This is a genomic window from Actinomadura violacea, assembly GCF_017573465.1.
Taxonomy (GTDB): Bacteria; Actinomycetota; Actinomycetes; order Streptosporangiales; family Streptosporangiaceae; genus Spirillospora; species Spirillospora violacea.
Genome location: NZ_JAGEPF010000040.1, coordinates 1 through 25024, shown reverse-complemented (window position 1 = coordinate 25024; position 25024 = coordinate 1). Strand labels below are relative to the sequence as shown.

General features: G+C 70.0%; 20 protein-coding genes. 8 read left to right on the top strand and 12 right to left on the bottom strand.

The window, feature by feature from the left end:
- Positions 1-8: 8 nt before the first annotated feature.
- Positions 9-1046: an AAA family ATPase gene (locus J4709_RS45995; RefSeq protein WP_208251808.1), complete on the bottom strand. Its 1038-nt coding sequence runs from the start codon at positions 1044-1046 to the stop codon at positions 9-11.
- A 446-nt stretch (positions 1047-1492) separates the two neighbouring features.
- Here J4709_RS45995 and J4709_RS45990 point away from each other — a divergent pair, with 446 nt between their 5' ends.
- Positions 1493-2170: a hypothetical protein gene (locus J4709_RS45990; RefSeq protein ID WP_208251807.1), complete on the top strand. Its 678-nt coding sequence runs from the start codon at positions 1493-1495 to the stop codon at positions 2168-2170.
- Between the two features lie 85 nt (positions 2171-2255).
- On the opposite strand, the gene J4709_RS56000 is transcribed toward J4709_RS45990, so the two are convergent.
- The 8 genes from J4709_RS56000 to J4709_RS45950 all read right to left on the bottom strand — a co-directional run bounded on the left by J4709_RS56000 (position 2256) and on the right by J4709_RS45950 (position 11600).
- Entirely contained in the window at positions 2256-2915 is a 660-nt protein-coding gene (locus J4709_RS56000; protein WP_208251806.1) for a DUF4913 domain-containing protein, read from the bottom strand.
- The gene (locus J4709_RS45980) at positions 2912-4945 is read right to left on the bottom strand and encodes a type IV secretory system conjugative DNA transfer family protein (protein WP_208251805.1); all 2034 of its coding nucleotides are present in this window, start codon (positions 4943-4945) and stop codon (positions 2912-2914) included. The genes J4709_RS56000 and J4709_RS45980 overlap by 4 nt, the downstream gene beginning before the upstream one ends.
- A 78-nt stretch (positions 4946-5023) precedes the next feature.
- A complete protein-coding gene (locus J4709_RS45975; RefSeq protein WP_307802099.1) occupies positions 5024-6667 on the bottom strand; it encodes a putative type IV secretion/conjugal transfer ATPase in 1644 nt (547 codons plus the stop codon).
- A 61-nt stretch (positions 6668-6728) separates the two neighbouring features.
- Complete coding sequence (locus J4709_RS45970; protein WP_208251804.1) at positions 6729-8153, bottom strand: SCO6880 family protein; 1425 nt, start codon at positions 8151-8153, stop codon at positions 6729-6731.
- Positions 8150-9949, bottom strand: a complete 1800-nt coding sequence (locus tag J4709_RS45965) for a hypothetical protein (RefSeq protein ID WP_208251803.1) — start codon at positions 9947-9949, stop codon at positions 8150-8152. Before J4709_RS45965 ends, J4709_RS45970 begins: the two co-directional genes overlap by 4 nt.
- Positions 9946-10680, bottom strand: coding sequence for a hypothetical protein (locus J4709_RS45960; protein ID WP_208251802.1), 735 nt, complete (start codon positions 10678-10680; stop codon positions 9946-9948). The genes J4709_RS45965 and J4709_RS45960 overlap by 4 nt, the downstream gene beginning before the upstream one ends.
- Before the next feature lie 9 nt (positions 10681-10689).
- Positions 10690-11037, bottom strand: a complete 348-nt coding sequence (locus tag J4709_RS45955; protein ID WP_208251801.1) for a hypothetical protein — start codon at positions 11035-11037, stop codon at positions 10690-10692.
- On the bottom strand, positions 11037-11600 hold the full coding sequence (locus J4709_RS45950) for a hypothetical protein (protein WP_208251800.1): 564 nt from the start codon (positions 11598-11600) through the stop codon (positions 11037-11039). Before J4709_RS45950 ends, J4709_RS45955 begins: the two co-directional genes overlap by 1 nt.
- Positions 11601-11748: 148 nt before the next feature.
- On the opposite strand from J4709_RS45950, the gene J4709_RS45945 reads away from it, so the two are divergent.
- The 4 genes from J4709_RS45945 (at position 11749) to J4709_RS45930 (ending at position 18814) form a co-directional block, all read left to right on the top strand.
- The gene (locus tag J4709_RS45945) at positions 11749-12852 is read left to right on the top strand and encodes a C40 family peptidase (RefSeq protein WP_208251799.1); all 1104 of its coding nucleotides are present in this window, start codon (positions 11749-11751) and stop codon (positions 12850-12852) included.
- A 931-nt stretch (positions 12853-13783) separates the two neighbouring features.
- A complete protein-coding gene (locus J4709_RS45940) occupies positions 13784-14860 on the top strand; it encodes a ParA family protein (protein WP_208251798.1) in 1077 nt (358 codons plus the stop codon).
- Complete coding sequence (locus tag J4709_RS45935; RefSeq protein ID WP_208251797.1) at positions 14857-15756, top strand: hypothetical protein; 900 nt, start codon at positions 14857-14859, stop codon at positions 15754-15756. The genes J4709_RS45940 and J4709_RS45935 overlap by 4 nt, the downstream gene beginning before the upstream one ends.
- A gap of 973 nt (positions 15757-16729) precedes the next feature.
- A complete protein-coding gene (locus tag J4709_RS45930) occupies positions 16730-18814 on the top strand; it encodes a hypothetical protein (RefSeq protein WP_208251796.1) in 2085 nt (694 codons plus the stop codon).
- A gap of 73 nt (positions 18815-18887) precedes the next feature.
- Here the strand turns inward: J4709_RS45930 and J4709_RS45925 are convergent, their stop codons facing one another.
- Positions 18888-19418 carry a J domain-containing protein gene (locus tag J4709_RS45925; RefSeq protein ID WP_208251795.1) on the bottom strand — a complete coding sequence of 177 codons (531 nt, stop codon included), beginning with the start codon at positions 19416-19418 and terminating at the stop codon, positions 18888-18890.
- Between the two features lie 246 nt (positions 19419-19664).
- Between J4709_RS45925 and J4709_RS45920 the strand changes: the two genes are divergently transcribed.
- The 3 genes from J4709_RS45920 (at position 19665) to J4709_RS45910 (ending at position 23577) form a co-directional block, all read left to right on the top strand.
- Positions 19665-21089 carry a coiled-coil domain-containing protein gene (locus J4709_RS45920; RefSeq protein WP_208251794.1) on the top strand — a complete coding sequence of 475 codons (1425 nt, stop codon included), beginning with the start codon at positions 19665-19667 and terminating at the stop codon, positions 21087-21089.
- 406 nt (positions 21090-21495) lie between these two features.
- Positions 21496-22785, top strand: coding sequence for a methyltransferase, FxLD system (fxlM, locus tag J4709_RS45915; protein WP_307802098.1), 1290 nt, complete (start codon positions 21496-21498; stop codon positions 22783-22785).
- Between the two features lie 384 nt (positions 22786-23169).
- Positions 23170-23577 carry a MazG-like family protein gene (locus tag J4709_RS45910; RefSeq protein WP_208251792.1) on the top strand — a complete coding sequence of 136 codons (408 nt, stop codon included), beginning with the start codon at positions 23170-23172 and terminating at the stop codon, positions 23575-23577.
- Between the two features lie 134 nt (positions 23578-23711).
- On the opposite strand, the gene J4709_RS45905 is transcribed toward J4709_RS45910, so the two are convergent.
- Together J4709_RS45905 and J4709_RS45900 are read right to left on the bottom strand one after the other, a co-directional pair.
- Positions 23712-24230 carry an AAA family ATPase gene (locus tag J4709_RS45905; RefSeq protein WP_307802097.1) on the bottom strand — a complete coding sequence of 173 codons (519 nt, stop codon included), beginning with the start codon at positions 24228-24230 and terminating at the stop codon, positions 23712-23714.
- 79 nt (positions 24231-24309) lie between these two features.
- The gene (locus J4709_RS45900; protein ID WP_307802096.1) at positions 24310-24891 is read right to left on the bottom strand and encodes a coenzyme F420-0:L-glutamate ligase; all 582 of its coding nucleotides are present in this window, start codon (positions 24889-24891) and stop codon (positions 24310-24312) included.
- Positions 24892-25024 lie beyond the last annotated feature (133 nt).

The following is a 25024-nucleotide window of genomic DNA, read 5'->3' as shown; positions in this document are numbered from 1 at the left end:
TCCGCCCGTCACGGCTGCTGGGCGTCGAAGATCTCTTCGCCCTCACCGTCCGGCCCATCGAAGCGGGCGATGAAGTCCTCCAGCGCCGACTCGGTCACCAGCAGCGCGTTGGCGTCCGCCCGCTGATTGCGGGCCTGAAGGCGGCGCATCAGTTCGTCCCGTCCCACCTTGAAGTAGATCAGCCGCCACCGGCCGCCGGCCTCCTCCACCAGCTTCTTGGCCGCGTCCCGGTCCTCCCGCGTCCACAGCCCGTGGTCCAGCACCACGTCCCGCCCGGACCTCACCAGCTCGCCCAGCCGCCGGTAGACCTCCTCTGCCGCCGGGCCCGCCAGTTCGAACCACCGCGACTCGTGGAAGTCCACGCCGTAGCGGCCGTGCCGCCGGAAGACCTCCTCGTCCACCGACAACCGCACGACACCTTGCTGCTCCAAGCGCTTGGCGAAGGTGGTCTTGCCCGACCCTGTCAATCCCACCAGCAACCACCCTGTCGCCGGACCTACCAGTAGTGGCCCGCGCTGCGCATCGACGCCGGGCGTGTCCTTGGATGTCTCGGCCGTGTCGCTCAGACGTCGGCCGTGCTGCAGATAGAGGGTGGTGCCGGTGCTGAGTGCCTCGGCGCAGGCGGCGATGCGCCGCGCCATGTGCAGCGCGAGCAGCCGTTCCCATTCGGTGGGGCCGGTGAGCCGCCAGTCGGCCAGCTCGTCGGCTTGGAGGTGGAGTTTCTCGGCCTCGGCCTGCGTGATCTGGCCGCCGTCGAAAACGAAGTTCGCCAAGGCGGGTCGGCCGTCCGGCTGCGGCGGGACCCAGTCGACGACGAGTAGGCGGCCGGGTGGCAGGTCGAGGCCGAGTTCTTCCTTGGTCTCCCGCTGAGCGGTCTCCCACGGGTACTCGCCGACGTTCATCGCGCCGCCAGGGATCTCCCAGGTGTCGTCGCGGTAGGAGGGGCGAACGAGCAGGATTCGCCCCTCCGGGTCGTGCAGGATGGCTCCCGCTCCCGCGATGTGCTTGGGCAGGCTGGCGTAGTACTCGGCTGGAGGAAGGGTCACGCACCACAACGCTACCCAGGCCGCATCCGCCCGGCGGCCAACATGTTGTGCGACAGCGAACCGGCAGGTGGCGTCGGCCGGAGCGCCGCCCCAGAGAGGGACGGCACTCCGGCCGCCCCTCCTACTTCCAGGCCATCGCGCCCTTGCGGCGCCGCCGCTTCTTCCCCGCCTTCGCGGGCTTGCTGATCACATCGGTGAGGTGGAAGCGCCCGCAGGCGCTGCACTCCTTGATGCGCGTGGGGAAGCGCTGGGCGCTGTTGGGGCTGCGGTTTCGGCAGGCCGCTAGTGCCTTCAGGGCTGGCCCCCCTGCCCACCGTCGTCAATCCCGAACTCGCCGGCCCCGTCGACTTCCTAGACGAATGACCAGGCCACGATTCGGTCACGGCTGGGGAGGCCAGGTGGACGCTGCAGCGCAGAGCCGGTGAGCTTTCCACATGGATTCCTCCTTGGACGCCGATGACGTCCCTGCGGTCCAGTACTCCACCGGCAGGATGACGCGTACGCAGGCGGAGACCGTGGAGAAGTGGCGGAAGCGGCTCCAGGAGGACCGGCCCCTTCCGGGAGTGGAGCGGAAGGGGGAGGCGCTTCGCCTGCTCGGGCTGGACGACCGGCCACCGGCCTCCAGCTCGGACGTTCTTGCTGCGGCCGTGGTCGATCTGCTGAGGGCGGGCGTCGAGGAGATGGAGGTGGCCCGGTACTCCTACCGGACCCGGGTGCAGGTGAAGATGGCCGGCGAATCGTCCCGGGACGACCTCCCGCGCTTCAGCCCGGTCAGCTTCTACCTCGCTGGACAGTGGGCGGCGCGCTATGAGGCGCTTCGCGAGGCCGCGGCGGTGGAGCATTACCGCCGGTACGCCGAGGTCCAGGAAGAGGCCGAGCAGCGGTTCCCCTCCATCGAGCAGGCGCAGCAGCGCGTGCTCTGGTTCGAGGCCGAGCTGGCGAAGCGGCGGATCCCGCCGCGGTTCTATCGGGTCTCCGGTGGCATCATCGCGCGGATGGCGATCGACCGATGGCGTCGCCGCGGCGTCGACCGTGTTATCAAGGCCGCGGTGGAGTACGCGGTGGACGCGCACGAGCAGCCGCACCGGGCGCGCTCGGACATGCAACGTCTCCGCGAGCAGTGATCTGTTCCCAGGCGTACACGCTGGCGCGGCTCTATCCGGCGACACCCTGGTCGCGCGGGGACCGGGCTCGGTCCGCGCGCCGCGGTCAGGGGCCGGGGTAGTTCTCGGCGGGGACGTGCTCGGGTGCGGTGTGCTGGGGGCGGTCGGGGTCGGTGGTGCAGCGTATGAACGGGCCGGTGGGTGAGCGGAGCTGTTCCATGATCGGGTCGAGGTAGGTGGTGATCCAGGTGGCGCGGCCGGTGAGCTTGGCCTTGGGGGAGATGACCTGCTCGGTCCATGCGCAGTAGAGGGCTTCGAGCCGGGCGACGGCCTCGGGGTGCAGCCACCAGCGGATGCACCAGGGCGTGACCGGTTTGACGCCGCGGCCGGCGACGTAGATGGGGAAGAAGTAGGTCTCGACCCAGTGGGCCAGGTCTTGCATGGCCTTGAGGCGGGCGTCCCTGTCTTCTTTCTCCCAGTAGATGTGCGGGGGCGGCGCCTGTTCCTCTTCTTGCCGGTTTCCTTCTTGCTGGTCGCTGCCGGTGCCGTGGCTGCCGCCCTGCCCGGGGCCGCCCTGCTGCGGCGGTGGCGCTGGCGCGGCAGGCGGCGCGGTGAAGGGTGCGGTGAGCAGCTGCGGGTCGGTGGTGAGCTCGTCGATCTGTCTGCGGAGTTCGCCGAGCTGGGTTTTCAGCCCGCGGACTTGGGCTTGGAGGTTCTTGACCTCCTCGGAGAGCGGGTCCGGGTCGGTGTCGCTCTTGTCGCTCACGACCACTGCCCCGGCAGTTCCTGCCCGTCGGAGGGCCGCAGGGGAGGTGGCGGCGGGGCGGGCGGCCAGGGGTCATCGTCGGCGGGGCTGTGCCCGGGGCCGGGCGATCCGCGCCGGTCCGCTGCCCGGTCTCGGATCCTCAGGACCGTGTCGGCGGGATCGACGCCCTGCAGGTCGGGGTCGAAACGAACGGCCGCGCCGGCGTTGCCGTCGGCGTCGGCGTCAGTGTGGTCGTTGCGTGCGTCCTGCTCGGCCGTCCGCGTGAGCTGCTCGGCGCGGTGTTGGAGCCGGCGGCGTTGTTCGGCGACCTCGGCTTGGCGGTCGGGGGCGTCGGGCTCGCGGTACCAGGGGCGCAGGGTGAGCGGCGCGACCGGATGACCGGAGGCGAACAGGACGGCGTCGCCGCGGCGCAGGGCGCGGATCTTGTCGGGCGGCAGGATGCGGCGCAGTTGCGGGGAGGTGCTGGTGGAGCGGCCCGATCCGTGGGAGACGCTGCGGACCATCACCTCCCGCTCGCCGATCAGCTTGGACAGGTCCTCGGCCAGGCGGGGGTCGTCGATGCCGGCGCCGATGAGTTTGATGGTGGAGGCGCTCCACAGCGCGGCCATCCCGGTCTTGCCCCAGGCCGACTCGCCTTGCGGGTAGTTCTGGATGATCGTGGTGAGGCTGATGCCCTTGCCGCCCATGTAGGAGTACAGGTCGGGCAGGTCGGAGATGCGGCCGATGTTGGCGGCCTCGTCCAGCAGCACGGTCAGCGGCGGGTCCATCCGGCCGGCGGATCGGTCGGCGCGGCGTTCGGCGGCGCGCAGCACCGCGTCGGTGAGCGCGGCCACGACCCCGGCCGCCGAGGCGGTGCCCTTGCGTGACAGCAGGTAGAGGCTGTCGACGCCGGCGACGAACCGGTCCGGCTGGAACTTGCGGTACCGGTCGGCCTCCCCGGGGTCCGGCGGGGTGATCCAGGCGAGGATGTCGGGGTCGAGCAGGCAGGACACCGCTTCGCGGGCGGTCTGGTAGATGCCGTCGCGGGTTTCGACGGCGGCGTCCATGCGGCTGCGCAGGTCGGTGCCGAGCGGGTGGCCGCGCAGCGCGTCCAGCGGGGTGGTGTCGGCGGGGTTGCCCAGCCAGCGCAGCACGTCGGAGACCGGACGTCGTGAACGCGCCGCTGACATGAACATGCCGGTCAGCAGCGCGCGCGCCGACGACAGCCAGAAGTCGGAGTTGACGCGGTCGGCATCGCCCAGCAGGGAGATGAAGTGCCCGGCGAGCCGGTAGCCGCCCTCGAACTCACCGGCGCGCTCGAGGATGTCGAACCACCAGTCGCGCGGCAGGAAGGTGGTGCCGGAGGCGTCCAGCACCCAGATCTGCGCGGGCTTCCCGTCGGGGCCGTGGCGGCGGGCGCGGGCGGTGGCGGTGAGGGTGTAGATGTCCTCGCGCAGCGAGGTCGCCACGACGGGGCCGGGGGCGCGCAGGATGGTGGGGGCGGCGACCGCGCTGGTCTTGCCCGAGCGGGGGCCCATCAGCGCCAGCAGGGTGTCCTCCCAGGAGGCGTACAGGCTCGGCCCGGACGGCTGCAGGTCACCGAGCCGGATCCCGACCTGCTCTCCCGGGAGCCGGTCCGCGCTGGTGGCCAGGGCGGGGCGCAGGACGCGGGCGCGCTCCTGCATGCCCTTGGCGGTGAGCTCGGCCATCTGCCGGGCGTCGGCCATCCCGTGGTCCGGGCGCCGCCGCCAGCCGATCTTGCGGACCGCGGCGGCCGCCGCGGCGATGGCGACGGCGACCAGGACGAGCATGCCGATGACGGGCCCGGCCGCGGGCGCTTGCGGCCACAGGGCGGGCGGGCCGCCGGTGAAGAACAGCACGAGGGTGTGCAGGGAGAACGGCGGCGGATGCCAGCCGCCGCCGGTGAGCACGGCGCCCAGGGTGCCGCCGGTCCAGATCACCGCGAGGGCGACCAGCCCGGCGCCCATCACGCCCAGGATCAGCCACGGTGCGACGTCGCCGCCGCCCTGGCGTGGTTGCCTGTCCCCCATCACCGGTTCCTCACCTGCCCGCTTCGGTTGCTGCTGGTGCGTTCGCCTGCCCGGTCCGGCCCGCCACCGGCCGGCCGTTCAGGTGGTCGTCTCTTTCATCTGCCGCCGAACGGCCTGGTCGGTGTCGTAGAGGGTCCGCTCGGCATCGGAGAGTTCAAGAGCGGCCGGGATCCCCACGCGGTGCCCGATCTTGATGAGGTACCGGCCGCGGCCCGGGTGGATCTGGGTGGTGCCGTCCACGCCGGTGGCGGTCGGCGCCGCCCAGGAGGCGACCAGCTGCCGCTCCCGGTCGGTCAGCGGTTTCTGGCCGGAGAACCGCGCGAGCTCGGAGGAGGGCATCGCGGCCAGCACCGTGGTGTCGCAGCGCTCCATGAGCCCGACCGCTTTGGCGCGGTCCTCGGCGGTCGGCAGCGCCTGCAGGTCCCCCAGCGAGTGCGTCAGCATCAACGACACCTCGCCCTTGGACCGGTTGAGGCGGGTGATGGCGTCCATCGCATCGACCATCCCCGGGCCGGCGCGCAGCGCCCGCCACAGCTCGTCCAGCGGCAGCACCACCGGCCGGTTCGCCAGCCCGAACGCCCGCGCGGTGTCCAGCGCGGAGTAGGAGTAGGCCCAGGTCGCCAGCAGCCCGGCGGCGACCACGGTGTCCCCGGCGGTCAGCAGCGCCGACAGGTCCACGCTGACCGCCGGGGCCGCCAGGTCCAAAGGTGTGGAGGTCGGCGCGTCGAACAGCCCGGCCAGCGGACCGTCGCACAGGTTCTCCATCGCCGCGATCAGCTCGCGGGTCAGCGCGATGTACTCCTCGCTGGTGGAGGCCAGCAGCTTGTCCAGCAGTTCGGCGGGAGGGGTCCGCAGCGTGGCGACCACGTCGGGGATGGTCGGGTCCACGCCCGGGGACGCCTGTACCGCCAGCCGGATCGCGGTGGTCAGCGCGGTGGACTCGGTCGCGCTGGGGCGGCGCCCCAGGCCGTGCGTGGTGGCCAGCAGCGCGTGCACCAGTTCGGAGCGGCGCGCGTTCACCTCGGCCAGCAGCCGCTCCTGCTCGGAGGCGGGCAGGGTGGTCAGCATCCGGCCCAGCGGCCCCGAGTCCAGCGGGTTGATGCGGTCCAGGCCGCGGCCGATCCGCACGACCTGCCCGCCGAGCGCAGTCACCAGATCGCGGTACTCCCCTTTGACGTCACCCGGGCACAGCATCGTGTAGCCGTAGCCGACCAGCCCCAGGCACATCCGCTTGGCGAACGCCGACTTGCCGACGCCGGGCTGGCCCTGGATCCAGACCCCGGGGTTGCTGGTGAGCGTACCGACCCATCCGGCCGGGTCCAGGCACACCATCTCCCCGGAGAACAGATCCGGCCCGATGGGCACGCCTTCCGCCGGCAAGCCGCTGGCCTGCAAGAACGGAAACAGCCCGGCGACCTCGCTGGTCGTGCCGAGATACACCGACCCGGCCTCGACGTGGGCGGCGCGGCCGCCGGCGGGGCCCCGCCATCCGCGCCGCGGCGCGATGACCCGCCGGTGCAGCGCCACCGGCTCGTCATCGCTGCTCTGCCCCAGTCCGGCGGCGCCGTCCGGCGCCGTCGGCAACGCGGTCGTCAGCCCGCCCGTCAGCCCGCCTGCCGGTGCGGCTGCCGGCCCGGTCAATGGGCGGTTCTTGCGGCCGGTGCGGGCGGGGGCGGCGGTGAGGGCCTCGTCGATGAGGGGACGGCGGTTCTTTCTGCGCACTCTGCGGTTCCTCCGTCGGGCATCGAGGGCGGGAGTGGACGTCGAACAGACGCGGCCCGGGTCAGGCGTCGGGCGGGAAGATCCCGACCGGCAGACCGGCGGCGAACGCCGCGGCCTGGCCGCCGCGCGCGACCCGCAGCTTCAGCTTGGAGTCGCCCGCCGCCCGCTCCACCTCGCGGCGCGCGTCGTCCAGCTCGGCCGGGTCGCTGCAGGTCGCGGTGACGTACATCGCGAACTGCACTAGCCCGGCGCCGCGGGCCTCCTGGCGGGCGGCGCGCAGCGCGCGGTCGCGGTCGGCGTTCTCCCGCGCGGTCGGATCGCGCCTGGACTTCTTGCGGGCGTACTCGCGGGCGGCGGCGACGTTGGCCTCGCGTTCCAGCACCAGGCCCGCCTCGTCCCGCGACAGCGTCCGGTAGGCGATCGTCACCCGGCGCGGGAACTTGCCCGGCTTGCACAGCGGGAACAGCACGTCGTGCGCGACGCGCTGGCGGGGCGCGGCCAGCAGCACGTAGGAGACGCTGTGCGCGCCGTCGTGCTCGTAGCGGTCCAGCCGGTCCTCGGCGGTGACCGGTCCCGCGTCCGCCCACTCCAGATCCCACGCCGTGGCGGGCGCCGCCTCGGCGGCCGGGTCGAACGCGGTCCGCACGATCCGCACCAGGTCGGCGGGGGTGGCGCGGCGCAGCACGTCCGCGCCGGCCGAGCTGATCGACAGCCCGCCCAGGATCCGTGCGACCTCGGCCGCCGACGCGGCGGCAGAGCGGGGTTTGCCACCGCCGGCGGCCGGGTCGCAGGTCAAGGTGAGCCGGGCCCGGACCTGGGAGGCGCCGCGCGGCGCGGCGGCCACCAGCTGGTCCAGCACGTCCTTGGACAGCTGGGGCGCGTCCGGGTCGGCGCGTCCGGCGACGTGGTCGGCCAGCCGGGTGCCGGCCTCGGGCACCAGCTCGATCGTCACCGCCGCATGCCGGATCGTCTCGTCGTCGGCGAGCGAGGCCAGCAGGTTCCCCCACGCCGACACCTGGGAGTTGATGGTCGACAGGTCGTTCAGCAGCGCCCCGGCCGGGGACAGCAGCACCGTCGCCGACATCAACCCACTCGCCTGGTTCCACACCACCCCGACCGGGCCGCGTCCGGGCTCCTCAACCGCCACCAGCTTGCACGGCGCCAGCACGCCCGGCAGGTCCCACGCCCGGGGCAGCTCGGCGAACACCTGCCCCCTGAAGGAGGTCTCGCCGCGCCAGTGCGCCCGCTGCCAGCGGACCCGCGCGATGGCCAGGTCCATCACCAGCACCCCGCTGCGGCGAGTGACCGCCAGCGCCAGCACCACCACCGCCGGGACCGCCACCACCAGCCCCGGCACCACCCCGGCGACCGAGAACGTCAGCAGCGGCACCATCACCGACGCGACGACCATCACGGTCTGGCGGGTGTCCATCCCGCCCAGCCCGATCGACCGCGATACCCGCCAGTCGCCGTATCCGCTGCTCAACGCCCATCCCCCTCACGGTCGTGCCGCTCGTGCTGCCATTGGTCGGTCGGCTGCCGGCCCGGGTCCAACCCCACATCGCGGGGATCGTCACGCGGGTCGTCTCGGTGGTCGCCGCCGGGACCGGCGCCGCGGTCGTCACCGGAGGTGCTCGACCCGCCCAGCCCCGTCCCCGCGGTCGGCGGGGCCGGTTGGCCGTCGCCGCCGACGAACGCGTCCGCGCCCTTGGCGACCGCCTGGTCGACGCGGTCGCCGACCTTCTCGCCGGTCTCGGCGACCGCCAGCGCCGCACCGGCCGCCGGGACCGCGGCCGCGGCACCGCCTCCGGCAGCCCCGGCCCCGGCCTCGGCGCCGCCGCGCCCGCCCAGGCCGCCGCCCAGGTAGGACTGCGGGTTGGCCGGGGCGGCGTCACCGTCCTGACCGTTGCCGCCCGAGGCGCCGCCGCCGCGGCCGGTCAGGTTGCTCATGATCCCCCCGGCCTCGCCCATGCCGCCGATGAACCCCGCCAGGGTCACGTTGTGCTCGCCGATCGACACCGCCGCGCCGACGATCGGCTGGAAGATCTTCATCAGCGTCGGCAGCGCCATGATCGCCAACACCAGGGTGGTGAGGCCGCGGACGATCTCCCAGAACCCCTGACCCTGGTTGACCTCCAGGAACCCCACCGCGAAGATCAGCGCCGCCAGCGGCTTGTACAAGACGATCGCGAACAGGCTGGTCCACAACCTGATCAGCCACTGGCGGGAGATCTGCCCGCCGACCTGCCCGGCGGCCGCGACCGGCATCAGCATCGCCAGCACCGGGATCGCCGCCTGCCGGATGAACAACATGACCAACTGGACCAAGCCGACGGTGAACACGAACAGGCCGAACAAGATGACCGGGCCGGGCCCGAGCGTGGTCACCGACAGCCCCAGCATGGCCGTGACCCGCTTGTTCAGCCCGTCGCCCATCGAGCCCTGCAAGATCTCCTTGGTCAGCACGTCGGAGAACACCAGCAGGCCGTCCAGGATCACGATGCCGATCGCCGCCATCACGGCCATCACCATCAGCCCTTGCAGCGCATCCATCAGGTGGGTGCCGCGCCGCGAGAACGCGGTGCGCATCCCCTGGAAGATCAGCAGCAGCACCGCCACCAGCGTGCCCACGCTGATCATCACGGCCTGGACCTTCGCGCTGGCGAACTGGGTGACCGCCGGGCTGTCTATCGAGCACGCATCCCCGGTCGCGCCTCCGCCCGAACCGTCACCGCTAGCCGGCGGATCCGCCCCCGGGGCCTGGGGAGACAGCGTGGCGTTGGGCAGCGGCTTGATGCAGCCCCCGTTCGCCAGCTTCTTACCGGCATGGGACTGGTCGGGCTGCACGTAGATGCCCGACTTGGTCAGCCGGATCGAGGGCAGCTGCAGCCACCCCGTCACCGTCACCAACACCAGCTGGTTCGTCGTTTTGGCGATCGCGTTCGCCAGCGGAGTGAGCACAGCGTCCGACGCGGCCCCCGCCACCTGCTGAGCCCCTTCGTGGATGGCCTGCCGGGAGCAGTCAGGCAGGTTCGGGATGTTGGGAATCGGAACCGGAAGGTTGGGGATTTTTCCCCAGCAGTTCTTCTTGTCGTTCTTGCCGTTCTGGCCCCCGCCGGGTGTCGCAGTGGCCGATGGGCTCGAGGACGGGGTCGGAGCCGGATCAGCAGCCGCCTGGCCGGCGATGCCAGGGACCGCCAGGACCGCGACCAGCACCGCCATGGTCAGGGCGGCGACCAACACGCCCGCCCGACGCACCCGGCCGAGGAGCGGGGCGTTCATGACGCGATCGCCAGCCAACCCAGCTTGGTGAACTGCGGCGTGCCCGGAGTGGCGATGTCGGGGACCATCGCGTCGACGTCGTCGCCGGTGAACACCCAGTCGCCGCCGCGGACGCTGCTGTCCCACACCCACCCGGAGCCGATCGTGTGCACCCAGTTGTCGGGCGGGTTCTGGGTGCTGGCGGCGCTGGAGACGTTCACCATCATCGCGACCTGGACCCGGTCGGGGCCGAGGACCTTCCAGCGGACCCCGGTCGGCGTTAGCGACACATACGCGCCCTCGGGGAGTTTCCCGCCCACTGGCAACCCGACTCGCTGCCGTAGACCGGCGGCGGCCGGAGCACCGGCCTGCCGCGCGACCGACCGAATCTGCGGCTGGGCGTAGACGTCGGCGGCCTGGGCGTTGCTGACGGCGTCCATCGTCCAGGTGGAGCTGAGCATCGCCGCCATCGCCGCGGCCGCGCCAGCCGGAGTGTGCGGGAACCTCACCGGGAACTTCTGGTCGATCACCTGCCCGGCTTGCGGCAGCGTCACCGTTGAGCCTGGCGCAGGCGCGCCGGTGCCCGGCGCCGGGGCCGTCGGCTTGGGCGTCGCCTTGTCGCCAGAACCCGTCCCGCCGAGCAGCAACGACACCAGCAACACCACCACCAGCAGGCCGACGGCGATGAACAACATCCAGGTGCGCCGCCGGCGACGCTCGACGGCGCGTTTGATCTGCTGCGTAGAAGCCACGTCAGCCGATCAGCCCGTCGCGCTCATGATCTGGTTGGCGATCGGCACCGCCATCGCCGCCAGCGACAACCCCGCCACCACCCACGGGATACCGGCCGCACCCTCACCCGCCAGATGGGAGCGGTTACGCCGGCCGATCGCCATCATGATGCCCGAGACGATCAGGCCGATCACGCCCGCCACCAGGGCACCCCACTTGGCCCACGCGATCCAGTCGCTGGCGATGCCCTCCAGCCCCTTGGGCGCTTTCGGGGCAGGGTCGTCCAGCTTGCCGCCTCCCCCGCCAGACGGCGCCGGTGATGGGGCGAACGCCAGCGCGGCGGCGTTGGTGAGGCGTACGGCGACAGACAGCAACATCACGATCCTCCGGAAAGCTTGTCGAGCTGACGGTGCACGGACTTGACGGCGCGGATGATCTTCCGGTTGGTCAGCGCATCGGCCGGATCGTCAAAATGCCGCAGCAGGAACATGTACGGCACCTCGACCACACCCACGACCTGGGACGACAGAGCACGGACCCGGTAGCGGACGACCGGCGGCGCACGGAACGGCACATCAGCGACCAGCACCAACACCGGACGCGGCAGATCAGGACGCCACTGCGTGATCCACCCCGCCGCGGCCATAGTCCCCGCCGCGGTGGAACGTGCCACCAACAGCGGGACGCGATCAGCGCCCGCCGCCATGCCGGTCTGCCACTCCACCACCGCCCCGCTCCGCGAGGGATCCAGCAGCCGTACCAGCGTGGAAACTCCCGCCCCACCGTGCGTCCCGATCGCCACTAAGCCCGGTCGGCCCACCGCGGATCCCGGATGGTCACCGGCCCCGGTCACCGGCCGCATCACCGGATGTCCGCCCGGCTGTCCGGCCTGGTGCAGCGCCAGATCCGCAACGCCCGCGCGGACGGTTGTGTCCGCCATGGCCCTCCCTCAGGGGTGATCGCCGCGATGGTGCCGAAGATCATACAGTGATGTAATTACTCGCAAGTTGCCGGAATTGACTACTGGGATTTACCGGGCACCCGGCCCGCCACCGGGCGCCCGGTAGCAGGCCGCGTCGAGGGGGACGATGCTGTCCAAGGCGACCTCCAAGCTCGTCGCCGTCGGCGCCGCGATCGTGCTGCTGTGGATGCTGATGATCGTGCTGACCGTCAGCCTCATCGGCAGCGGCGGCCTGTGCAGCGCACCGACCGCAGGGCAGCCCGCCGCCTCCGGCGACGCACGCGACATCCCCGCCAACTACCTCGCCATCTACCAGAAGACCGGCCGCGACTACGCCATCCCTTGGAACGTTCTCGCAGCGATCGGCAAGGTCGAATCCGACCACGGCCGCGACCCCGGCTCCGGCGTCCGGCACGGCGCCAACTGGGCCGGCGCCGCCGGACCCATGCAGATCGGCATCGGCGGCGCCGCCGGAACCTCCTGGCAACGCCGCGGCGTCGACGGCAACGGCGACGGCCACAAAGACGTCTACGACCCCGCCGACGCCATCCCCACCGCCGCCCGCATCCTCATCGAGGACAAGGGCTACCGCTCCGACGCCCGCACCGCCGTCCGCCGCTACAACGGCTCCGGACCCCAGGCCGAGGCCTACGCCACCAAGGTCATGGCCCTCGCCCAGCGCTACGCCGCCGGGAACTTCACCGTCGGCGGCCCCAACGGCGGCTCAGCCGACGCCTCCCTCACCGGCGCCGACTGCCCCGACGGCACCGGCCTGACCGCCGGCGGGCCCACCGGCCAGCGGATCGTCCAGGCCGCCATGCGCTGGCTGCGAACCCCCTACAAGTGGGGCGCCGGCAACTGGGACGGCCCCACCGGCTACGCCTGCTCCTACGGCAAGTGCGGCAAAGCCTTCGACTGCTCCGGTCTGACCATGTACGCCGTCGCCCAAGCCACCGGCGGCAAGATCAAGATCGCGCACTTCACCGGCAGCCAGTTCAACGACCCCCACGGCAAGCACGTCTCCTTCGGCCAGCTGCAACCCGGTGACCTGATGTTCTTCACCCATCCCACCGACGACGTCTCCCACCACGTCAGCATCTACATCGGCGGCGGTAAAATGATCCACGCCCCCCACACCGGCGACTGGGTCAGGATCTCCACCATCAGCGGCACCTACCGCAGCGAATTCAGCGGCGGCGTCCGCTTCACCGCTCCGGCTGGCAACGGATGACCCGCGCCCGGGCCTTCTACAATCGACCAGAACTGCGCTGAACTACCCGCAGACACCGAAGATCACGGTGAAGAGATGCGGCCTGTGACCCTGATCCAAGCACGACCTGTCATCCGGCGACGAACACCGTGCCATCTCAGCCACGACATGTACTGACACTCATGACTCTGCTCCCCAAACAAGAAGTCCCAACGCAGGACGACATCGAGTCGACCAACATGCAGTTGTCACGTCACGCCTACCCCGGGTGCTGAACGTGACGTGAGTCATGTTTTCCCAGTTCAGAGCGTTGAGCTAGTCTCTGAGTTAGTCCTAGATCAAGGCTTCTATCTAGAGCTAGAGGAAGTCTCTTGCATAGCCTGCAAGCGAAGAGATGGATGCCGACTTATGTGATGCCTCTAGCGCTGCCTAATATGAGGCTAGCTTCGATAGCTAGATAGACATCTAGCAGTAGGCTACCGTAAGCGACTTAGTTAAGTTCCATGCATAGCCCGATTTGTAATGCTTTGCCAAAACTCCTTGATAGGTTGCTTGAAATAACTGACGCACGATCCTCCTTACATTTAGGCGGAAGGGTGAACGTCCTGATGCGCGCTTGTCTCTAGGCAGGGTCGAAGGCTAATCCCGCTTGTGGGTCGGCTGATCGGCTCAGCGAAGAGGCCGCTGGCGAATCACCCTTGGGGGCGCCTGCAAGAAGTGATGGGCGGCGGATCGAACGATCATGCGTTGAGCCCAGTGCACGAGCTGTCGTGAAGGACGTCGATCGTTGCAGCGTCGGGTTGGGCGTCGAAGCAGACCCCCCATCGGCGACACGCCGTACCGAAGGTATGGGCGTGCAAGGGATCTCTGCGCTAGGGTCGCGAGCTACTAGGCGGTCTGGCCTGACGTCGACCGCGCAAGCCGGGGTAGTTGGTACGGGAGAGCCGCAGTCATGGTCGTTCAAGCGCCTGAGCAGCTGTTGAACCTGGATCTGAAACAGTTCAGCGGACGGACCAGCCCCTCCGAGCTCAACGCCTTGGTAGACCTTCTGCGGCCATCTCTCAGACGTGTGATTGCGGTCTTCAACGGCAAGGGCGGGCAGGGCAAGACCAGCGTCACCACTCATGTCGCCGGCCTGCTGGCTGAGGCAGAGCAGGATAAGGCTGAGCGAGGACTGGACGCCGGACGTGTCTTGGTTCTCGAAATGGACTCTCAGGGCAACACATTGCTCGATTTGGGGGTCAAGGGACACCCCCTCAACGACAACGGCGAATCCCTGGCGATGGCCCTGCAGTACGGGACAGACCCGAAGATCATTAGGGATGTCCGGCCCTTCTTGGACGTGATCCCCAGCGGCGTGGAGTTGGAGCAGCTCCCGGTACAGATGGTTGCGCTAGTCAACAAGCGCGGACGAGCCGCCTGGCTGTCGTTGGCGGTCATGCTGGCCAAGTTGGCTCATATCTATCGGTGGATCGTCATTGACTGTCCGCCGGTCACCAGGGAGCCGCAGGAGCTGGCCCTCGGCGCAGCTCGCTGGGTGCTCACCCCGGTCTCCACTGGAGACCAGGCCTCAGTCGACGGGCTCGGTGGGGTCGCCCACCGCTTCCAGTCGACCGAAGACCTCAACCCCGACCTGGAGTTGCTCGGGGCCGTGCTTTTCGGATTCACCCATCGGTACCGGACGGACCGGATAACGGGGGAGAAGCGGCCGGTAGGGCTATGGGTAGAAACTCGTCGACGCCTTGAGCAATTGCTGCAGGAGGCGGGCTCAGACGCGCCCGTCTTCGACGCGGTGATCCGCTCCGCCGAGACGGTTGCGGTGCGGTGTCGTGATCGTGGCCAGCTCACTTTTGAAGTGGGCGAAGCTACCGATGGGATCAAATGGTGGCAGAAAGCCCGAGGGGAATCCGGCACTGTGCTCCCGACCGATCGCGCTGAAGCCGTCGGCGGAGACTACGAGTCTCTGACGGTCGAAGTCGTCAAACGCATCACCGAGATCGAACGAGAAGAGGAGGAGGCAGCGGTATGACCGACACCACCCAGACGGCGGGGAACACTCCGGTGGCTCCTCCGAAACCTGACACCGCAGGGCTGGGCCGGAGTCGACGTCGCCGCGGCGCACGTATCGCCGAGGCCTCTGCCGGAGCATCCAGCTCGCAAGATCCCGCCGGGCGGGGAGAACCTGCCGTCCAGAAGGTCGAACCAGCGCAGTCAGGAAGTTCGGAAGAAGCGGCCGAAGCCGACCTCGAGACCACACAGGTCAAGTCGCAGGACCCGAAGGTCTCACCTCAACCGATCAGCGAGGTCGCCAGCTCTGCGCCGACGAGAACACCTACGGCTGAGGAGCCTGCGCCAGTCCGGGAACGGACGGTGCCGTCGCCTAGTGCGCCATTGGACGCCGAGTTCCGGGCGGATCCGCCCCTCCTAGCCGGCGCGACAGTACCCTCAGCCGACGAGCCCACGGTCTCGACCGACCCGCATTCATCGCTCGCTGAGGACCGTGACACAGACGGATACGACGAATCGGACTGGATCCACGCGGGGAAGGTCACCCACCAGGCGTACGTGCCTGTCAGCATCGCCGCCAGAGTCAAGCGGATGCAGCAGACCGGCCTCTCCGCAGAGAAGATCGTCCTGAACGCCGTGCTTCAAGCCCAGGACCAGTTCCCCGATCTCATCCGGGCAGCAAGAGGACCAGTCCACGATGGCGGCCTGTTCCCCGGCCTTGCGGTGATCGAACGAGCTCCCGGCCGAACCAGGCGGAACGAGCCATCCAACGTGCGGGTCCAGTACCAGCTGTCGCCCCAATGGAAGCCGAGCCTGCAGGCTCTGGCGAAACGACACAACCTGAAGCTGTCCGTCCTCGTGCGTCTGGCGTTGGGCGCCTACTTCGACATCCCGGTGTCGATGGGCCGGTCAATGTAACCGCCGCCACAGAGAGAGCTGTCGCTGCAGGTCAGCCTCAGAACGAGGCATCATCGCTCGCTAAGCGAGACCATCGGCGGATACCGCTATGTGCCGGTATCCGCCGATTTGGGTTAGACGGCCGCCTAGAGGCTGCCGTCTCGGGTCACTGATCGGGCAAGCATCGCAACACGCCGTTCGATAAATAAACGATCCGAGGCGTCGTGTGCCATGATCCTTCGCATGCCTGGTCGAGGAACCGCGCGAGGCCAACGAACGCGGCGGAGCACCTACGAGCCTGGATGCGGACGAGACTGGCGCACCAGCATCTGTTTTCCGCCTCGTACCGCGGACAAGCTGCATGAAATTCTGGGCCGGCTTGAGCCGCGCCCCAGCATGGCCGCTGCTCTCATCGTGCTCATCGAGCGCATGCCTACCAGCCCGAACGACCCTCCGCTGGACTGGGCGTCGTATGAGGCCGACCTCCAGAAGCTGATGAAGCCAGGCCAGGAGCTGCCCTTGGTGAGCTGACGCTCCAAAAGGAGAGGCCCCGGAAGCACCGGGGCCAGAAGAACACTCGAGAGTCCGTCGGGCCCCAGTCCACTTCGGTTGCCACGCCACGTGACTGGTGGGCCCATCTCCTCGGACTGTCACCCGTCCACGTACCTAGTGGGCGGGGCAGCCCCTTATTGGGTTGTGAGGCTTCACTATAGCTTCCCGCCAAGGGGCGGGTCGACCATTGCCTTCTTCCGGCGTGTCTGGTCCCGTATCACCGGATTGCCGGGAAGGCACGGACGCTGCCGCCCGGACCCTGCCAGCGCAACAACGTACGCACCTACCTGCCACAACGGAGGCTCATCGACTAGCTACCCAGTTTCTGACGGCGCTATCGCCAAGAAGCCGTGCGAGGGTCGCCAACCCCCTGGTTGAGGGGGGGTGGGCGAACAAGTACGACGAGCAGGTCGCGCTTGTTGACGTCGAGCCGTCCCGGCCGGTGTCGATGTACCTGGGGCCTGGTGGTCGTCGTGGCCGCCCGGCCGGCAGCTTCCGGCTGTGCGCGTTCGACCTGGACGGCGTCGCCGAGCTGGTCGGGCCCGACGTCGAGTTCCTGACCGAGCAGCTCGCCGCCGTCGGAATCCCTGTGGTGAAGGCTGCCTCGGGTCCCGGGCCGGGCCGGCACGTGTGGACGCGGTGCCGTGATGAGATCCCCGCATCGCTGGTCAAGCGGATCGTCACCGCGTTGACCGGTGCGGACGGGCGACGTCCGCTGTGCCCCACGCTGGATGCCGGTCCTTTGCTCAACCCGGCGACGGGGTGTGTGCGGGTGCCGGGCAGCCCGCATCGCAACGGCGGGTACTCCCGGCTGCTGGAGCATTCGCCGGACGAGGCGATCGCGGTGTTGCGCCGGGGTGCGCCCTTGCTGGCCTACAAGCAACTCGCCGAGCGGCTGGAACAGCTCGCGGGCCGCATGCCTCCGCGGCGGCCCGCCACGCCGGCCCCTCCCGGCCAAACGCACCGGGTGGGAGAACACCAGCCTCGGCACGCGGGCGCGGGCCGGATCCGGCGGCTACCGCCCAGTCTTTTCCGCCACGGCGAGCCGGTCCGGCCGATCGCCCGGGACGCCGGCGGGCGGCTCCGGCTGGAGCTGGGCTTGCGAACGCCGGGCGAGGCCACCCAGCAGGCCCTGCAGGCCCGGCTCGATCCCGCCGTGGACCACAGCGCGCACGCCTTCCGAGTGCTCAAGGGTCTGGCGCTGGCCGGTTTCACGCACGCCGCGGTGGTGCAGCTAGTAAACGACCCGGACCGCTCGCCGGGCTTGGAATGGCTGCGGACCACGCGGTCCTGCGGTGGTGCCGCGCTTCGGGTCGCGCGGGAGGGCTGGGACCGCTCGGCGTTGCTGGCGCGCCAGTGGGACCTGGCGGTGGAGGCCGCCGCCAGGGTGCCCGCGGGCGGCGCCGGTGAGCGCGACCCAGCGCCCGATGTCACCGCCGCGGTGGTGGACCTGCTGCGGCGGATGGATGCCGCCGGTACCGGCCGGTGGACGCGGCCGAGTGGCCCGGCCGACCGAGCGACGCTGCTAGCGATCGCCGTGGTGATGTTGACCGCGAGCCGGCTGGAGGTGTCGCTGGACGTCCGCCGCGCTGCGCTGATGACCGGCTACAGCCGCCAGACCGCCAACGAGGCGATGCGCCGACTCATCGCCGACGGCTGGCTGTGCGAGGCGGCGCCGGCGGACCGGCGCCGCTCCCAGGCCCGCACGCTCGGCCTGGCCGCCGACCACGTGTGCAACACGCACCACCGGCACGAATGCGCTATGTCCTCGTCGGTTGCCGATATAGGGAATAGCGGGTCTGACACAAGGGCGAACGCCCGCCCCCCGGAGGGGTTAGGGAGGTTTCCAAGCGCCGATCTTTACAGCGTAAAGGGCGGGGGTCGGCAGTTGGCTGACAGTCTGCGGATCGTACTGGGGGAGGTCCGCTCCGATCTATGGGGCATGCTTGGTCATCATGCAGCCTGGACGCTGCAAGCGGTGCGCGACGTGCCCCGCACCGCCCAGGAGATGGAGAGGATCACCGGCTACAGCTCGACGACCACGGCGAAGCACCTGGCGAGCCTGACGCGACACGGACTCGTCTGCAAGGGACCACACGGTTGGCAGCGCACCGGCCGCGACGTCGCCGACGCCGTGCGCGAGCTGCCCGACCGGCATCGGACCCGCAGTGTCGACCGCGCGGTGGTCTACGCAGTTGAGCGGGCCGTACACCGGTGGTGGTCGGCCGAAGTCGCCTGGATGAGACTCAGCCGCCCCGAGAAGCGCGTCCGCGGCCGCCGGGCCCCAGCCGACCAGACCACGCTGCCCGGCCTCGCCGCGACCGCTCGCGCCTACCCTCGCCAGCCGGACGGCACACCCGACCACGACCGCGCCTGGATGATCGAAGCGACCCGGCTGGAAGCCGCCGCGCTCGCGGCTGCCACGCTGCACCAGCTCGACGTTGGCACCGTCGTCGACCCGCTGCGCCTACTAGGCACTGAACGGCTTGAGCCGACCGCCCCCACCGCCGTGAACCCCGCCGCATGACCTAGCCGCCCCGTTCACGCCCGTCGGCAAAGGCCGCTTCCATCGCCGCGGCTGTAGTGCTGGGGGCCGGGCGTCACGGCCAGGCCCCTGCGTCCTCCAGGATCTGTCGAGCCTTCTGCAGCTCAGCCAGCAGCTTCTTGGCCTCCTCGGTCGACACGCCGGCGGTGTCGGTATGAGAGCGCTTAAGCGCCCGCCGGTATGCTCGCACCACTGAGACGCTGCCGTCGTCGGCCGTGTCGGCCAGCTTGAAGATCGCCGCCCGGGCCTCCCCAACCGACATGCCGGCCGACCCCCAGGGCGGCTCGTTGAAGAACCTGCCGGACTGGTCGTGGAAGTCGCGCTCGAAGCGCAGCCACTCCTCACGCTCGAAGTGCTCCCACTTCCGGCGTCGGCACTGGCGAGCGGCCACATGCGCCGCCCGCGCCTGCTTGTTCGGCAACCGCAGCCGGGCCCGGTAATCGGCCTGCTTGCAGCGATCGCTGCAGAACTCCGGCGTCGGTCCCGGCCTCGACAGGCGGCGCCAGACCAGGCTGCAGGGCTCGAACCCGCACCGCAGCACTTCCTCCACCGGAGGCATCGGCGGATCCGTCGCGTAGCGAGCCATTGACGTGAGATCCCTTCCCTCTCCTGCAACCCCACGGGTTACTGGTGACTCGTAACGTTACGAGTCACCAGTAACAGACGCCACCATCGCCACGCGCCACTCAATTGCTCGTCGCGTCCTTCCCGGCGAGCCCCGCCGGGAGGAGCGTTACGAGTGACCTGCAACATCACCGGTACCAAATTATTTTCTTTTCATATCGAGTGGAAAAGATAAGATCAGAAAAGAAAAGATGATAGACTCGGGTCCGTGACAGAGACGCCCCAGCAGGACAAGGAACCGAGTGCGCGGCCGACGGCCGATACGCTCGCGCAGGCCGCGGTGAGGCGGGTCTGCAAGCTGCCCGAATGCCTCAATGAGATCCCCCTGGAGGCCGAAGGCCGCCGGGGACGTAAGCGGCTGTTCTGCAGCCCGGAGCACGCGACCAAGTACCACAACGCGCGCCGATACGGCTCGCCCGAGGAGGCGGCGGCCGAGCGGGAAGCCGAGCGGGAAGCCGAGAGCGAGCAGGACCCGCTGGCGGCGCTGGAGGAGATGGTGCGGCAGGTTCCGGCTCTGGTGCGGCGGATCCGAGGGGATCTGGACCAGGTCGATGTCCACCGGGTCCGTACCCAGCTCGCTGACGCCGAGGCCGCTCAGCGCCGCGCCGAGGCTCGGGCGTCCACTGCCGAGGCCGGAGCGGCTGAGGCGGCCGAGGAGGCCGATGCCGCCTGGGAGGCTGCCGAGGCTGCTCGGCAGGCGCTGGAAGCCAGTGACCAGCGAGCTGAGCGCGCCGAGCAGGACGCCGCCGCCGCCCGTGCCAAGGCCGAGAGACTGGTCCAGCAGGCCGCGGCCGACGCCCAGGCCGGGATCGATGCCGCGCGCGCCGAGCGCGACGAGGCGGTCGAGCGGGCCGGCCGCCAGGCTGACGAGAGGGTTACTGCCGCTCAGCGGCAGGCTGCCGCCGCGCAGACCGAGCGGGACCAGGCATTGACAGCCGCCGCCCAGGCCGACCAGCGCGCCACTGACGCCCAAGCCGACGCCGAGCGCGCTCGCCAGCAGGTCAGCGATGTGCGAGCCGAGTTGGACCGGGTCCGCGACGCCGCCGACCAGGAGCGCCAGCAGATGCGGGTGGATCTGCGTTCCGAGCGGGAGCGTGCTAACCAGGAACTGCGCGAGGTGCAGCGGCGGGCGGCCGAGGACGTCGCCACCGCGCGGGCAGAGACCGAACGGATCCGCGATGAAGCCGAGCAGCGGTTGCGGGCGCAGGCCGAAGCCGCAAACTCCGAACGAGACGCCCAGCTCACCCGGGCCCGCGCCGACGCAGAACGTGACCGCGAGCTTCTCGCCGGCGTGCACGCCGGCGAGAAGCAGGCCCTTGAGCAGGCCCTGACCGAAGCGCGCCGCAGCACCACCCGCGCCGAGCAGGCCCTGGACACCGAACGCCGCGAGCGGGTCGCGGCGGCCGAACGTCTCGAAGCGCTCCACGAGCACATCGATCGGTTGCAGGAGGAGCTCAACCACGCCACCCGGTCCGCTCGCCGTCCCGACACGGGCTCCGCCGCTGAAACAGGTTCCACCGCCGATGCCCCGGCCGAGCCCAGACCGAAGCCCCGCCCTCGTAGTCGGCGGTCCCCCGGCGCCTCCAGTAAGAGCACCGGCCGCAAGGGCGGCTCCGCACCGGACGAGCCGTAGCCGGGCCCCCGTGCTCTCGGGTCAGCTCGGTTGAGGGACCGTTGGGCTTCCCTCCCGCTTGTGGCGCCCGCCAGCCCCTCGACATGGAGGCTCCGGCCGATCGAGCGTGCGGGCCCCGGCCCCACGGGCCCCCGTCACTGCAACAGGTCCCCGGTTCCGGGAACCCACCAGATGCGCGACCGGGGTGTCCAGCGGCGGACGCTGGCAGCGAGACCGTCCCGACCCGGTGTGCCTTTCGCACTCTTGAGCGCCCGCAAGCGCGGTTCGCGAGGCGGCGCCCGGCTATCTCGGACAGGCTTTGACGGGCGGGTCAGGAGCCGGCGGTGTCCGCCATGTGGAGCTGCTGGACCTCGACCGCGCGCTGGGATCCACCAAACCGCACTCGAGTAGCAGATGGGGAATGTTCGTGACCGAGTCCAGCGACAGCATCGGAACCGGCGAGTCCGGCGGCGGCCAGATCGCCTCCTGGCGCGAGGGCGCCGTGGAGCAACTCATCGGCAACGGGACGATCGTGTCCGGCGTCGTCGCCGACGCGATGCGGACCGTGCCTCGTCACCTGTTCATCCCCGAGGTGCCGCCGCGGGATGCCTACGAGCCGTTCCGGGCGGTCGTCACCAAGAGAGACCAGGAAGGCAACGCGCTCAGCTCGGTCTCCGACATGCACGTCCAAGCGTTCATGCTGGAGCAGGCGGCGATCGAGCCGGGCATGAACGTGCTGGAGATCGGCAGCGGCGGATACAACGCGGCGCTGCTCGCCGAGCTCGTCGGCCCGGCCGGCACGGTCACCACGGTCGACATCGACCCATATGTGACCGACCGGGCCAGCCGGATGCTCGATGAGGCCGGGTATTCACGGGTGAACGTCGTTCTCGCCGACGCGGAGGCGGGCGTGCCCGCGCACGCGCCCTATGACCGGATCCTGGTCACCGTGGGGGCGTGGGACATCCCGCCCGCCTGGCCGGCGCAGCTGGCCGAGGGCGGCCGCCTCACCACCGCGCTGCGTATCCGCGGGCTGCACCGGGTCATCACCTTCGAACGCGCCGACGGCTACCTGGTCAGTACGGCGTCGAAGATGTTCGGGTTCGTGGCCGTGCAGGGTGCCGGCGCTCACCAGGCCACGCTGCTGGTGATGCGTGGCGGTGAGGTCACCCTGCGGTTCGACGACGGGACCGACCTCGACCCGGGCCTTTTGGAGGGCGTGTTCGACACCCCGCGCGTGGAGGCGTGGAGCGGTGCTCTGATCGGCCTCGGCGAGTTCCTGGACACCCTGCAGATGTGGCTGGCCACTGCTTTCCCCGGCTTCTGCATGGTCTTGGTGGACCAGGACCGCGACACCGGCGTGGTCGCGCCGCGCAACGCCGCGATGGCTGTGGTCGACGATGCCGGGAACCTGGCCTACCTGACGACCCGGCCTGCGACCGAGGACGGCCGCAAGGCGCTGGAGTACGGCGTGCACGCCTACGGTCCCGGCGCCGCCGGGCTCGCCGAGTCGGTGGCCGAGCAGCTGCGGGTCTGGAGCCGGGAGTACCGCAGGGCCCCCGGCCCGCAGTACCGGATCTACCCCGCCGGCACGTCCGATGACCTGCTGCCGGCCGGGCGCGCCGTGGACAAGGCGCACAGCCGAATTCTGATCTTCTGGCCGCAGTCGGCGACCGCCGCGGCCGACCAGGGGCTTTCTGCAACCCCCGTTTTGTGAGGAGAGTGGTCAGATGGTCCACGACCAGACCCGGGGCGGCGCCGCGGCGCTGGCCGAGCGGCCCGCCGAGGTCGACGAGTTCGACGAGTTCGACCTGGACGTGAGGGTGCTCGTCGCCTAAGCACCGGCGGCCCGCGGGAACTGCCCCGACCGACGACGGCAGGGGCAACACCTGCTCGGACAACGACAGTACGTGCAACTCCACGTGCAACTCCACGTTCGACGACCCGTCCTGACCGCGAGCTGCTGGCGCTCCGCGCGGCGTGCCAGCCCCCCGGTTGCCTACGGGATCGTCGGGCCCAGGCTCTGCCGTCACTGGAATCTGCTCGATCAAATGTTCGAGGAAGTCGAGATGAGCGCTCTTTCACCGTCTAGTCTCGACGTGTGACGACCGCTGAACGGGCCGAGCCGTGCCACGATTTCTGGGCCGATACTGCCCGAATCCGCTCCGGCTACCTTGTTGAAGTACCGACCCAAACTCTCGTGTTGAAAATCGCCGAAGAGGTTGGCGAAGTCGCCGAAGCTTACATCGGAATGACTGGTGGAAATCCACGCAAAGGGATTCATAAGACCAGAGTCGACGTTCTGGACGAACTCGCCGACGTCATGCTGACCGTCGCAGTGGCGATGGCTGATCTGGCGGGCGGCGTCGACGAAGCCGAGGCGCACATGGCCAGGAGGCTCGAAATCGTTTCTGCCCGTGACGTGGCCGCCCCACCTTCCGGTGCCGACACCGTCGGCGGTCCAGGCCCTGCCTCCTCCTGCGCGCCACCGCCCGCTGCGACCTGCTGAACACCGCGGCGTCCAAGCGTTCTGACGGCGCCGGAATCGTTCGGGTAGCCGCCCGCCTCACTCGCCGTGACCAACCTGCGGTCTGCCTACCGCATCGGCGGAGCCATGCCGGATTCCAGCCGCTGCCCCTGCGATCAGGGAATACGTCCGGTGATAGGGGTGCGGAGGCCGGTGTCTTCCTGGATCTGCGCGACGGTGGCGTCCAGGCTCTGGTCGGCCTTGATGACCGTTTCGCCGGCCCCTGGCAGAAGGTCGTGCGCGCGGTACCACGACGTCATGTCCTGGGCACTGAACTCGTGGCGTTGCGGACGGGTGTCGTGGCGCCGCAGGGTCTCCGCAAGCGGGATGTCCAGGTAGTACATAAAGGCCGGCCCGGTGTGATCGCGGACCAGCGTCTCCAGCATCGCCCCGTACCGGCCGCTGTCCAAGATGCCTTCGAGTAGTACGTGGTAGCCCCGGTGCAAGCTCCAACGAGCGATGGTGTCCAGCAGGTCGATGTTGGCGCCGCCCGGCACGTCCTTCTCCCGCAGGATCTGCCGGCGGACCACGTCCTGGGAGACGATCGCCAGATCCCGGTGGCCATAGCGCAGACGCACCTCGCGCGCGACGCTGGACTTACCGGAACCGGAGTTCCCGCGCAGGACGACCAACACGCGGTTTGACCTCGATGAAGACATGCGGACCATTGTTCTAGCGATCCGCGGCGCCGGCGCCGCAGATCGCCGCGCAGCCCTACTGCTTGCGAAGACCGCTGTGGTGGAGCATCGCCGAGACGCCTTCGTCGCTGCCGTTGTAGGAGATGCCGCGTAGTACAGCAACAGGGGCGCCTCGGCCGCGTTGTCCGAGGATGATCGCGGCTGCGGCCGCCAACAGGTCGACCAACGTCTCCTCTTGCCGCTTGCCGTCGTGCTCGGAGACCCGCAGGGGGGCGATGCCTGCGGCGCCGATGGAGATGACGGTCGCTCCGCGGCGGTCGGCGCGGCCGTCGGAGTCGGCGATGACCACCGCGACGTCCGCCTTGGTGGCGGTGGCCAGCGCGTCGCGCAGGGCGCGGGCGGACGCGTCGGGGTCCGCGGGGAGCAGCCATGCGCCCTCGGCGCCGGCGCGGTCGATCCCGGCGGAGGTGAGCTGGTAGCCCAGGTGGTGCCGGGCGATGATCGGGCCCTTCGCGGTGGCGAGGAAGTAGCTGTCGGAGGAGTCGAGGATCACCTGCACCAGCTCGGCGGGCTTGCCGGTCGTGGCGGACAGTTCCAGCGCCTCGGCGCCGGGGGTGACGGTGGTGAGGTCGACGTACCGTTTCTCGGTGATGGACACGAAGACTTCCCTATTGACTTAGCCTGTCGTAGCTGATCGAGAGAGGTGCTCCAGGTTGAGTTGGCGGGTGCGGTGGGTGCCGCAGGATGCGGTCCGGAGCGGCGTGCGGGAGGCGGTGCTGGCGGGGTGGGAG